We start from the raw sequence: 12,783 nt of genomic DNA on the forward strand, positions 1-12,783 counted from the left end.
TTCTTTCTCAGGGCAATCCAAACGATAGTCTCCCTAAAACAGACATTCTTGCTTCCTCTTCATACTCATTGTAAAAAAACAAGACATTACACATTCCGTAAGTGCTTCATTAAAAAAAGAGAAAAGCGGATATTGCATGTCCCCTTTTCTCTTCCCAAACTTTTTCTTTTCACCTCGGTATTTCTTTTGGGAGCTGTACATCATGAAAACCAATTATGCGAGCTAATCATTTTACAATCCTTTATTTCTCTAGTACTTAAATTTCGATACAGCTTCCTTGAGCTCCGCCGACATACTTTCCAAAGCCATAGTGGAATGTCCTATTTCATCCATAGCCGTTTTCTGCGCCTCCGATATTTCTTTTACGCTGTCAATATGAATCATCGTATTGTCTGATTTCTCGACGATTTCCTGAAATCCGCTCAGTAAGATGTCAATCTTCTCATGAATACGGCTCACTTTTTCCGTGATGTCCGTAACCTGTTTCACAATGGTCTGCACCTCCGTGCTGATGGAAGCAAAAGTTGCTTTGGACTCCTGCACAACCAAAACTCCTTCATCCAGCTTTTCATTATTTTCCACGGAAGAAGACACTACGCTTTCAATGTTTTCGCGAACTTCCCGAATCAGGACGGCGATGGAGTTTGTGGCAATCTTGGATTGATCCGCCAATCTACTAACTTCACTTGCTACAACAGCAAGGCCTCTTCCCGCTTCTCCGGCACGAGCCGCTTCAATAGAAGCGTTAAGCGCCAAGATATTGGTTTCCTCGGCAATACGCCGTATGGTTCGGACGATTTCTTCGATTTTTACCGAACCTGCACTTAATTTTTCTATCTTACTATTGTTTCTTTCGGAAGTCTCCTGCAGATCCAAAATCTTTTCTTCAATCCGTGCGGAGGCATCGGTTCCTTCATTGGTCGAATTGATGACACTATCCATGGAAGCGTTAATTGTTTTTACACTCTCATTCAGCTCGAAGATCCGCTCCACCATAAACTGAACACTCTCCTTCGCGGAATCCACGGATGCCAGCTGCTCCGCCGCAATCTCACTGACTTCATGAACATTTCGGTAAACCTCTTCGTTCGAGGCAGTCATTTCCTGGCCTGAAGCGGATATTTCTTCCGAAGCATTGATTACATTCGAGGATGTATCTCCAATTACGTGAAACATCTCTCTTAGCCCGACGGAGATGTGATTCAAAGATTTACTGATTAAGCCGATTTCGTCTTTTCTATTCGTTACAAAGTTTTTGGTAAAGTCTCCTTGGGCAATCACTTCCGCGTCTCTAACCAAAGTATGAAGCGGTCGAAAGGCAATCGTTAAAAACAGCGTTGCAAAAATCGGAACAACAGCAAGCATAATGAGGACAACCACGAAAAGACTGTGTATAAGCTTCTTTTCCTGTTCTACCACCGCGCTTCTATCCTCTGTAAACTGTAAAAATCCCAAAGTCTTTCCGTCAAAGGACTTTAGGGGCAAAATGTAGTAATTATAACTTTTGTCGTCCGAGGTCAGGAAGATGGAGTTTCCGTTTTGTATTTCTTTCAGCTTTTCCGGGAAAAGAAAGTCTACCGGCTCATCCGAAGCTGTGGAAGATACAAATTTACATCCCTCTTCGTCCAATTTGTATAAGCTGAAGTCTCCATTATAAGATTGCTTTAAAGTTTCCAAAAAGCTGTGTTCCATTTCCCGCCCGAACTCAAAGCTTCCCAAGTGTACCCCTTTGTAAAATACGGGCATAACTACTCGAAAACCGAATCCCGAAACACCACTCTCGATTCCCTTTACCGTCTTTTTAGAGCTGTTGGCTTCATTTACTGTAAATCGAAAGCTTTTCAAACTGTCTCCAAACTTTTCCGGTTTATTCATTCTAAGAAAGGAGGTAGAATCCGGAAGGTGAAAATGCGCCTGGGGAAACTCTTCTTTCATACTTTCATAAGAGGGACGCAGGTACTCATATAAACCGTTTCTGTCCCGATTGGCAAAAAGCTCCTGTACCTTTTCATTTTCCACAACTGCCCGAACATTCGCTTCCGTATAATCCAGATTGTCTTGAATATCCTGTGTGATAGAATTGCTGACAATCAACTCCAGATTATGCTCGGAATCCGAAAGCATCTTTCTTGTCGAATGGTAAAAATAGGACGCAAAAAAAGCTACTATGAGCATCATTGCCAGCAAAAAAAATAAGATAATTCTTTTTTTCAACGATAAATGCATAATACTTCTTCTCCAAATTCGACTAACTATGGTATTTTAAACAAGATTCCGCAGGCAATACAGATCGTCCTCCATTGTAAAAAAGACATTGCAGATATTACTGTCAGACTTGTTAAGAATTAGAATTCTATTGGTTTATCGTCATATTTTTTATTTACTTAAGCCTATTTTTAAAAAAGGAAATAAAAGGGGCTGTAAAAATTAAAATAATTTTCTAAAGCAATATAGATCTGAACTTGGGCACGCTCTCGCTAGCTTCGCCTCGTAACGGATACTAAGCGAAAAACTGCGTTTCTCTTGTTTTTCGCAAGTACCGACGGGCTCAGACTACCCCGCATTCAGACCTATATTGCAAAGAATCCCTTTATTATTTTGATTTTTTTACAGCCCCTTTTATGTGAATAATTACATTATTTTATGATTTTACAGTTTTTATTTTCTTCTTTATTTTTTCCTTTCGCATCAAAGCCTTGTCCAGCACGCGAAGGAGTCCCGGAAGGAGAAATACCACATAGAAGAGAGAGCAAAGCGCCCCTCTTCCTATCAGCTTTCCAAGTTGTCCGATTGCCGGCACGGAAGAAATAAAGTAAATGACATAGCCCACTACGGTGAGAATAGAGCCGGAAACGAGGAGGGAAGAGAGGCTCTTCCGAATTGCTGCGGAAATCGCTTCTTTTCTTTCCTTCTTTTCCCTCTCCTCTTTAAAGTGGTCCAGGGCCAAAATGGCATAGTCCACCGTTGCGCCAAGCTGAATACTGGACACCACTACAAAGCCGATGAAAATCATTTGACTGCCTTCCAAATAAGAAAAAGACATATTGGTCATAATTGCCATTTCTATAGGAACCATGGCAACAAAAGCATAAAGTGCCGACTTAAAGGAGAGCATCACGACAAGGAAAATGATGATAAGCGAAATGGTATTTACCCGGGCATTATCGGCGCGGAGAATATTTTCCATATCCATCGTAGCTGTCGTATCTCCTACCAAATAGCTGTCCGATCCCGTATAGTCTTTTAAAATCTGCCGTACCGTATTCGCCGCCTTGTAGGAGGCTTCACTTTCTCCCGGAAGGTTTAAGGTGATGACCATGCGACTGTACCCGTCCTTTCGCACAAGATCAAGCGAGGACTTCGGCGTCATAAACTCCGGAACGCCCTCCGGAAGAGCCGCACTTAAGGATTGCACGGACTTCACAAAGGGAAGAGACTTGAGTGTTCCTCCCAGAGCCGATTCCATATCGTTTCTTCCGGAAGGATAAATCGCAATGAGAAGATTTTCTTCTCCAAAGACAGAGTCTATCTCCTCCGCCATTTCGGAAATCTTCGTTCCCTCACCCATAACTACCGCAGAACTACTGAAGCGGAAGTGATTCATACCCTGCATAATATTTAGGGGAAACGCCAAAAGAAGCGTTAACGCTAAAACCAGAGGGCTTACATGGTAGGCAAGATTCGAAAGGCTGTGAAAGGAAGGGAGAAATGACTTGTGTCTTGTCTTCTCCACAAAGTTCCACATCCTAAGAAGAAGCGCCGGCATAAAAAAGATAACCGTAAGAAGGCTTAAAACGACACCCTTAGCCAGTACAAGTCCCATGTCCATACCGATTCCGAACTGCATTGCGCACAGGGCAAGGAAACCGCCGACCGTTGTAAGAGAAGAAGCCAAAATGGTATTTAATGACTTCCCCACCGCAAAGCTTAAGGCTTTTTCCTTCTCCATTCCCTTGGAAAGACCAAGTTCAAAGGAGTGCAGGAGGAAAATGGCATAGTCCATGGATACGGCAATCTGTAAAATTGCCGCCACATTGTTCGTGATAAAGGAAACTTTTCCGAGAAAGACGTTGGTCCCTCTGTTTAATCCTACCGCAACGAGGATAGTCAGCAGGAAGAGAATCGGTTCCCCATAGGAATTGGTCATAAGAAGAAGAATCAGGAAAATGAAGCTAATTCCCAGTCCGAGGATAAAGCCCATTTGCCCACTTACCTGTTCTTCCACGGTCTTACTTTGTACCGCAAGTCCCGCATAGACCGCCTTATCTCCCAGCAAATTCTCTATTTCCTGTACGGCGGCCTTTGTCTCCAAGTCACTGTCCCCCTTGACAAAAACGATATGAAAAAGAGCATTTCCGTCCTTATAATCCAGGTCCTCCGTCTTTCCCTCCATATAGTTCGGCGCAAAGGCACCGTTTTCCCCGGTGTCAAAACTCACACGATCCACTCCGTCTATCTCTTCAATCTGATTTTTATAATCTAGAGCTTCTCCCATTGTGACATTTTTTATCATAACACGTGCTGTTCCCGGATAGCCGAAGGTATCTTCCATCTTGTGTATTCCCTGCTGTGTCAAAGACCAGTCCGGAAGATATTTACTTAAGTCATAATTGATTTCCACAAAAAAGGAGAGAAACAAAGAAACGATGAGCATCAACAAAAATCCAAGACCGATTTTTTCTCTCTTTTTCACGATAAAATTTGCACATTTTTCACTAAAGGACATTTACTTCCCTCCTTTAAAGAGCTTTCCGAGTCCGGAAAACATTTTTGCAAATACCGCCGCTATTTTTTCCCAAACACCGGATTCTTCCTTCGATTCCTCCGTTTTTTCCTTGGATTTATCCACCTTGATTTCCTCTGTACGAAGCGTTACGGCAACATCGACAATATTCTCATTTTCCCCGGAAACCAGAGACTCCGGCGCTCTGTCCGGGTCCATCTCAAAAAGATTTGTCTTTTCTCCCGTATTTTCTTCCCACTTACTCTCAACGAGATCCTCCATCGTGTCCTTCGCTGTCTGCATGCTCTTTGTGGAACCGAGTGCCGCTTCCCCTTGTCGCACTGCAGAGCTTGCAGAATCGAGGTTCCTTTCCAGATTTTTGTAAGTCTCCTCTCTCTTTCCTCTCAAGTATGAGTCTTGGCTGCGAAGCCCTCCTGTAAGGTCCTGCATCGCAATTTGGCTGTTTTCCAGCAAAACATTGGCATTCTTTCCAAGTTCCTCCGCCGTAGTTGCCGCTTTTGTCAGATCCGACTGCAGAGTCTTCACTTCTTCCAAGCTATCTTCCAAGGTGGAAAGTCCGTCTATCCCCGTAGTCATTCCGGAACGCGTATCGGAAGAAAGGGCGTCAAGTTGAGGAGTAATTTTATCGGAAAGTAAGGTACGAAGCTGCTTTTTCGTGGCTTCTTCCTTCTCGGAAAGCCCGGAATAGCCCTGCAGGAGGTTCATAATGGTATCATGCAAGGGATTTCCCTGAAGCTTTTGGTCTAAAGCACTAATCACTTCCGCTGTCGTTGCCTGTCTCGAACTGTCCAGCATGCCGTTTAAAGCATTGACTGTTCCTTTTGCTTCCTCGATTTTCGCGGTATTCGGCACATCGGATCGAAGCTCTGTAAGAGATTCTTCCAGGTCTCTTAAGCTGTTCTGTATCCGATTGATGCTGTCTTTTCTCCCGTCAATATTCTTCTTGGTGTCTCCAATTGTGGCTGTTAAGTCACTGAGGTTTCCGTTTACGGGTGTTAAGCTCTCCGTAAGTTTGTCCAAGGAATCGTAACTCTTATCTCTTTCCTCTTGAAATGCTCTTCCTTCCTCCTGTATGGATTTCACAGAAGCATTTGCATCATGCAGACTCTTTTCCATGTCACGAAGGGATTTTCGGGAAGACTCCATGTTCGAAAGAAGATCATTTCCGGCATCTTTCAAAGCATGATAGGAGTCCTCCACTTCCTTCTTCGAATCCTGTATGTCTTTGATTTTTTCCACCTGAGCGGAACGAAGCGGCATCATCTGAAACTGCAGGCCATCAAAGCTGAAGGAATTGCTTCCCACCTCGATATCAAAGCTGTCTTCCTCTCCCGGAAGAAGGACAAACATCACTTCCTTTTTCTCTCCGAGGGTTACAACTTCCGCCTTCTCCGCCTTTAAAGAAAGGATATCCTCCATGGAGAAGTTTGCTCTGGCAATCAGCACATAGTTTTTCTTGGCATAGTCCTGTGCATCCGGATTTCTTGTAAAATCAACATGAATTTTTACGAGGCCCTTTTCGCCTGCAAGCACGGAGGGGTCCACTTCCAAGCCGTTTAACTCGTAAGTAATCGCTATTTTCCAAGGAAGAATGGCGAAAGGCTCGCTTGTCTCCCCCTCGATATATAAAGTCTCCGGTGCTCCGTTTGGAAAGTGAAAGACATGGCGTTCTCCATCCGACTCCGCATCCACGCCGTTACTTAAGTTTTTAATACTGCTGTATTTTCCGTAATCCGTAACGGTCTGCATTCCCCTTGCCTCATACTGCCTAACTACCGAACTCTGCTTTAGCTCTCCCGTAGCACTTAAGAGGGCATAATAGTTTTCGTGATAGCGAGGATAGTCTTCGGAGGCAAGAGCTGTCATCGGGAGCAGGAGCACCTGCGATAGCACTAAGGCAATAGCAACGCCCTTTATAAGTCTCTCTTTTTTACCGAGTTTTCTTTTTGCATCTTTTGTTTCTTTATTTATTTCTATCTTCATTTCTGTATTTCTGTTCATCGCATTCTTTTTCATCTTCATCCTCCCTTTCTCCACTTGCGTTCATTTTATTCCGCACCCACTCCATTTTCGCTTTTTCTTATGCCTGTCTGGTATTTTTTCTTCTTGCACTATCCTGTGCTGGATACCTCTACGTCTTCTATTTTGACTCTTCAGCCCATCTCATTTTCTTTAAACTAAAGGCAACGAGTAGTATAATATCAGCTTGAAAAAGAAAGAAAACGGACAATACCGGACAAATGTGGGGTAAATTGTGAAAAATTGTGAACTTCGTGAAATAACCAAGGAAAAGCTGGCCACTGCCCTAATCACGGCAATGGAAGAAAAGGCACTGGATAAAATCACCGTAAAAGAAATCATCGAAAAGGCAGGGGTCAATCGAAAAACCTTTTATTATTATTTTCCGGATATCTACGGTCTTTTGGAATGGGTAATCAGTAGAGAATGCAATAAGCTTGTTTCGGAAATCCAGAACAATCGGGATTATGAAAATGCTCTTAACGATGTGTTGAACTCCATAGAAAAGCATCGACATCTCTTGAACTGCATCAAAGATTCCGTAGGAAGAGCCACTCTTGAACGTGTCCTATACCGTGAATTGGAACAACTTGTAGCTTGGGCCATGAAAATCGGCATCCTGGAAACCGACGTTGTGGTTTCGGAAAAGGAGTTGCAGATTCTTACGGAGCTTTTCATAAGCGATATCTGGCGCCTCCTTGTTCTTTATTTTCAAAAAGAAATCTCTTACAAGAGAGAGGAGTTCATTCAATTTATTCTGCGATATCTGAAAGCCGGTATTACTGCGGGCCTTCTGGAATTTGGAAATAAACAAGATATCGCACGATACTCGTTATGAATAAGATATTACACGCTACGAGAGTGATACTCATGAATAAAAAAGACCGGTCGGTAAGAACTATGGTTCTATACCGATTGGTCTTTTTCTTTCTATCCTCTCTACTATGTCTTGCTGCTATGTCTTGCTGCTATGCCTTACTGCAATCCCTTATACACGGAATAGGCCTTTCTCGGTCTTCCGCCTCTCTCATAGGCCTCCTTTAAACCGAAGTGCATCTCCTGCAGTGCGCCGTTTACATTGTGCATCTCACCCGGCTGGTCATACTCTCTCGCTAAGAAGAACGCCTCAATATAAGGATTGTTCTTTGCAATATTGTATGCTTTGGCAATCTGGTCTGCCTGAATATCTTCGTTTGTTGCGTTAAAGCCCTGTTCGGAAAGAATCAGGTGTCTTACCTTTCCGCTCGGGGACAGGTACTCCGCTCTTTGCAGATAGTCGGTTAAGACATTGATATTTTTCATATTGATAATGGGAGAGTTCTCGTTGTTTACAGCCTTTCCGTCATCCTCAAAGTTCGGATCGGCAAGTCCTTCCGGATAAGGATGCCATGCAATGCCGTAATCGGTATCTCTTAGCCTTTCATTTAAGAGCTGCAGAAGATCTTTTGCCTTGTAATATCCCGCTGCAGGGGAATGCTCGGTCCATACATAATCAAACGGAATATAGACATTGGCAGAAGGGTTATTCTGTTTAATTGCATTGTACCAGATACGGAAAGCTGTCGCATACTGGTCTGCATAGTTCGCAATTCCGTTATGCGGTGTAAAGTTCCATGCATTCGGATAATTGACTTCATTTCCGATGACCCAGTTATCAATGGAATCCTTGTAGAGGGAAGCAAAGCGATTGGCTAAACGAGTTGTCGCATCGATGCCTTCCTGACTTGCCACATTAAAACCGTAGTAGTTGGCCTCCTGTCCGCTGATTCCTGCCGGAAGGGACTGCGGCTCCGGATTGTTTCTCGGGGTATTCAGGATAATGGCGGTCACACTTACTCCCTGTGCCTTGGTATCTCGGAAATTCGTCATAAAGTTCTGCTCATAATTGGTAAAATTATAAATGATGTGCTTAACCCCTAAATCCTTTACGGAAGTAGCATTGAAAAGCGTATCTCTGGTTGCCAAACCCTTCTTTGATCCGGAACGGGAAAAAACGCTGTCATTTACCTGTGCGCCCAGCACGGCAGCTCCTTTAGTCTGTACAGCACCGTTTACCACCCAGGCACCGTCGCTATTCACCTGATAGCCTTCTACCGTGGTATTTGTCACAAGGTAACCGTCATTTTGAAAATAATAGGACTCGGAAACACCGTCATTGTTTCCGTCTACCCAGTTCCATCCGTTCCTAAGGTAGCTCCCGTCCGCATTTTCATACCACCAACCCTTTGCATCATTCTTCCATACTCCGGCAAATGCACTGAAACTCATCATCAGTACCATGGCAGCGGCCAAAATAATACAGCTTTTTTTCTTCATTCTCTTCTCCTTTGAATTAAAATGCTTCATTGTAAAACTTTTTCTCAGCTTATGTTTCTTAAATAGTAAAAGTCCTATATATTTCGGCAAGAACAGCAAAAAATCTAAGGTAAGAATCCTGTGTTTTCTAAAAATTGTAGCTATACTATATAAGTTATTATATGCTTACACGGAAAAAACTTTACCCCGTTCCCGGAAAATACTTATGCATTACGAAAGGACTTTTATCATGAGATGGTTTAAACAATCCCCCTTCAAGCTTCTTGCTCCGCTCCTATTTCTTCTCCTTGCCCTCCTATTCCTTGTATCTTATCCAAGAAAAAAAGAGAATTATGGTGTTTTCCTCGGATTATCCATGACTCCCGATGGCGCGGAAGAGGGACTCCATTCGGACGACAAAGAAACCGACCAACTTGTATTTCTCTCTCAATATAAGACGGTTGTACTTTCTCCCGGGAGCTTCACAAAAGAAAATCTTCTGTACCTGCATCGTGCCGGGACAAAAGCCTATGCCTATATCAATGTCGGCGCTTTGGAAAATTATGCCCCGGAATACTCCCGCTTCAAAGCACTCTCCCTCGCTCCCTACGAAAATTGGGAGGACGAGGCATGGATCGATGTATCGAATCAAGAATGGCAGAATTATATTACGGAAAATGTCGCCGAAGAAATCGCCGAGCTCGGCTTTGACGGCTTCTTCCTCGATAATTTCGACGTCTACTATCAATTTCCGAAAGATGAAATCTATCAGGGCTTACATACTGTATTAAACAATTTACAAAAATACAAGATGCCAATCATTTTAAACGGTGGAGATTCCTTTGTCAGCCGAGCTTTGGAGGAAGATTCTTCAAGACTTCTCTTTCAGGGTGTAAACCAGGAAGATGTTTTTACCTCCTACAATTTTGATACCGATACTTCTTCCGAGCAGGACCCGGACACTCGTTCCTATTATCAGGACTATCTTGAAAAAGCAAAGTCAGCAGGCCTCTCCGTCTACATCCTGGAATACATGGCGGATGCGAAGCTTTCCAAAGAGATTTCCGCCTATTGCAAGGAAAAACAATTCCAATGGTACAATGCAGCCGGAATCTTTTTAACCGCGGGCAAGGCGTAAGGACAGACTATCAAGAGTGAAAAAACAACTGTCATGTATCTTCATACAACATCGTTATGAAACAAATAGTGTTCTCTTTGCAAAAAACAACTGCTAAAAACCAAAAAACCCCTCCAAACGGAAGAGTTTTTCTCGGAATGACAGGACTTGAACCTGCGGCCTCTTGACCCCCAGTCAAGCGCGCTACCACCTGCGCTACATCCCGCAACGCTCTCCAATATACCTTATCCGGATAATATTTTCAAGTTCTTTTTAAAGCAAAAGTCTTCCGGCATTTCAATGATCCTCCCTAATCGTTGTACAGAAAAATAAAGGCTGTAAAAAATCAAAATAATAAAGGAATTCTTTGCAATATAGGTCTGAATGCGAGGGTAGTCTGAGCCCGTCGGTACTTGCGAAAAACAAGAGAAACGCAGTTTTTCGCTTAGTATCCGTTACGTAAGGACAAACTTTTCATCAGAAAAGTTGTCCTGTACGAGACCAACTTCCGAAGGAATTTGCTTTGCGAAGCAAAGTGAGCAGTGGTTAACAAAACCACTGCTCAGTCAGGCGAAGCTAGTGAGAGCGTGCCCCAAGTTCAGACCTATATTGCTTAGAAAATTATTTTGATTTTTTACAACTCCAATTTTTAGACAGGTAGCGCTTGCAAGGCACACGCTACCTCATTTATTCATGCTGTACAAAAGCCTTATGAATTGCTTGTCGTTTCCGTTTCCGTAGTTTCTGCCGCAGTTGTTTCTGCGGGTGCTTCCTCTGTCTGTTCTGCAGTTGTATTCTCGGAAATCTTCTCTTCCGCCTTAAAGTCGGCAAGATTCTTGGTTACACACTCGTTTCTCAAGCTTTCCAGCGTTTCAAAGCCGTCCAGATAATACTTGGTTGTGAACCAGTTTCCTACACCGGTATCAATGACAAAGCTATGATAAACGGTGTTCATCTCATTTACATCCACAGTTACCTTACCATCCTTGCCTTCTTCCATAATGTTCTTAAAGGCACCTGCGGTAAAGAAGCTGTAGTCCTGTACAAAATTTTGATCGGAAAGCGTAATCCGGATTGTAACTTTATAAACAGGATAGAAGATATTTTTCAGGTAAGAAGAACTGCTCTTCGCGTTTAAGAAGTAATATCCCTGATACTCTGCACTAAGAAGCTGAACTGTCTCCCCTTCCTTTGCAATATTACTCTTAATCATATCCTCCACCTCGCTCTTCATACTTGCAAGAAGTGTATCATCAATCTTACTCGCAGAGTCGATATAGGAGGGAAGTCCGTCCACAGTGAAAACCTTCTCCATTTCCTTCGGAGCTTTACCTGTTTTTTGAACAAAGTTAGTCAAATTCTCCTTAGGCTCTATCTTTACGGTAACCTTATCCCCATTGGAAAGTCCATATTCCGGATCGACCTTGAAATAGAGTCCCTTGGAACCGTCCATAATGCCGCTTGCTCTCCACTCCGCCCTTCCGTCAGGCGCTGTACCGGTAAACTCCATATTGAAGTTCTCAAAAGCATCAAAGGTCTCCATCTTTTCCAGATCTTTTACGGTGAATTCCTGTCCGGCATCCTTAATCTTTACCTTGAAGGCTTCTTCCACTACATCCTTGTCGATCTTCCAAGTAAGATGCACCTTGTCTCCATTCTTATATTCTCCGTTTACTCCGTCAAGACTCCAATTGCCGGAAATAAAATAGTCATATAAGTAGGCCTCGGTACTATACTCTGTTAAAAGAGCGTTTGTGAATATATCTTTTTTCTTTTTCAGTTTGATTTTCTTCTTATAGTCCTTTAGGAAACTCTCCTCATCAAACTTTACTTCAGCTGTTCCATATCCGTCATATCCGGAGAAGTTTACACTGATGTACTTATCCAAGTTGATTTTCGTACGTCTCGGAAATAAGGCGTACGCAAAAGCAAGCACAAGAAGAAGAATTCCCACCGCTATTCCCACAATCAAAGCGGACTGGCTCTTTCCGGTTCCACTTTTGTCTTCTGCTCCGCCACTGCCGTGTACATTTGTCTTCGGTGCAGGCTTATACTTATTCACATTCTGCTTAATTCGATCTGCTGCAGAGAGCTTTTCCTCCGTCTTTTCCTCCAGCTTCTGTGTTGCCTCATGAACAGTCGCCGAAGCACTTGACGCAGCCTCTTCTACTGTCTTTTCTGCCGCAGGAACTGCTTCCTTCGCTTTCTCAGCGCTTTCGTGAATCAGCTCTTCCGCCTTTTCTCCCAGTGATTCTACCGAGTTCGTAACTGTCTCTGCAGAGTTCGCAGCCTTCTCCGCTGCAGCTTCAACCTTATCGGAGACCGCTTCCTTTACCTCTTCAAGCTGATTAGACACAGCTTCTTCTACCGCTTCCGCTTTATCCGAAAGACTTTCCTCTGTTGCCTCCATGCTCTTCGCTTCACTCTTCGGAAGAGGTGCTTCTACTCGGATAATCGGTTCTTCCTGTACGTTTTCCGTCACAGAACTCTCTGTTTCCTTGTCTCCCTCTTCTACCGGAGAATTGTTTAACAACTCATTCTCCTTCTTTTCCTCTTCACTCATACGAATTCCCTCCCATTCACAATCATAAAACTGACAGGGGAATCA

7 protein-coding genes and 1 tRNA gene are annotated in these 12,783 nt (G+C 43.3%); 2 read left to right on the forward strand and 6 right to left on the reverse strand.

The genetic code is table 11. The features are described 5' to 3' along the window. Nucleotides 1–249: 249 nt before the first annotated feature. The 3 genes from HMPREF9625_RS02665 to HMPREF9625_RS02675 form a co-directional block, all read right to left on the reverse strand. The gene (locus HMPREF9625_RS02665; RefSeq protein ID WP_009535462.1) at nucleotides 250–2,226 is read right to left on the reverse strand and encodes a methyl-accepting chemotaxis protein; all 1,977 of its coding nucleotides are present in this window, start codon (nucleotides 2,224–2,226) and stop codon (nucleotides 250–252) included. Between the two features lie 415 nt (nucleotides 2,227–2,641). Further along, nucleotides 2,642–4,726: an efflux RND transporter permease subunit gene (locus HMPREF9625_RS02670; RefSeq protein WP_009535463.1), complete on the reverse strand. Its 2,085-nt coding sequence runs from the start codon at nucleotides 4,724–4,726 to the stop codon at nucleotides 2,642–2,644. Beyond that, the gene (locus tag HMPREF9625_RS02675; protein ID WP_009535464.1) at nucleotides 4,727–6,760 is read right to left on the reverse strand and encodes a coiled-coil domain-containing protein; all 2,034 of its coding nucleotides are present in this window, start codon (nucleotides 6,758–6,760) and stop codon (nucleotides 4,727–4,729) included. 238 nt (nucleotides 6,761–6,998) lie between these two features. On the opposite strand from HMPREF9625_RS02675, the gene HMPREF9625_RS02680 reads away from it, so the two are divergent. Further along, nucleotides 6,999–7,601 carry a TetR family transcriptional regulator gene (locus HMPREF9625_RS02680; protein WP_009535465.1) on the forward strand — a complete coding sequence of 201 codons (603 nt, stop codon included), beginning with the start codon at nucleotides 6,999–7,001 and terminating at the stop codon, nucleotides 7,599–7,601. A 137-nt stretch (nucleotides 7,602–7,738) separates the two neighbouring features. Here the strand turns inward: HMPREF9625_RS02680 and HMPREF9625_RS02685 are convergent, their stop codons facing one another. Next, nucleotides 7,739–9,079 (reverse strand): DUF5722 domain-containing protein, encoded by a 1,341-nt coding sequence (locus HMPREF9625_RS02685; RefSeq protein ID WP_009535466.1) that lies wholly within the window; start codon nucleotides 9,077–9,079, stop codon nucleotides 7,739–7,741. 229 nt (nucleotides 9,080–9,308) lie between these two features. On the opposite strand from HMPREF9625_RS02685, the gene HMPREF9625_RS02690 reads away from it, so the two are divergent. After that, nucleotides 9,309–10,196, forward strand: a complete 888-nt coding sequence (locus HMPREF9625_RS02690; protein ID WP_009535467.1) for an endo alpha-1,4 polygalactosaminidase — start codon at nucleotides 9,309–9,311, stop codon at nucleotides 10,194–10,196. 132 nt (nucleotides 10,197–10,328) lie between these two features. Here the strand turns inward: HMPREF9625_RS02690 and HMPREF9625_RS02695 are convergent. Together HMPREF9625_RS02695 and HMPREF9625_RS02700 are read right to left on the reverse strand one after the other, a co-directional pair. After that, nucleotides 10,329–10,401: transfer RNA gene (locus tag HMPREF9625_RS02695), tRNA-Pro, on the reverse strand. 483 nt (nucleotides 10,402–10,884) lie between these two features. Next, on the reverse strand, nucleotides 10,885–12,738 hold the full coding sequence (locus tag HMPREF9625_RS02700; protein ID WP_009535468.1) for a ring-infected erythrocyte surface antigen domain-containing protein: 1,854 nt from the start codon (nucleotides 12,736–12,738) through the stop codon (nucleotides 10,885–10,887). Between the last annotated feature and the right edge of the window lie 45 nt (nucleotides 12,739–12,783).

The sequence above is a fragment of the Oribacterium parvum ACB1 genome (genome assembly GCF_000238055.2).
Classification (GTDB): Bacteria; Bacillota; Clostridia; order Lachnospirales; family Lachnospiraceae; genus Oribacterium; species Oribacterium parvum.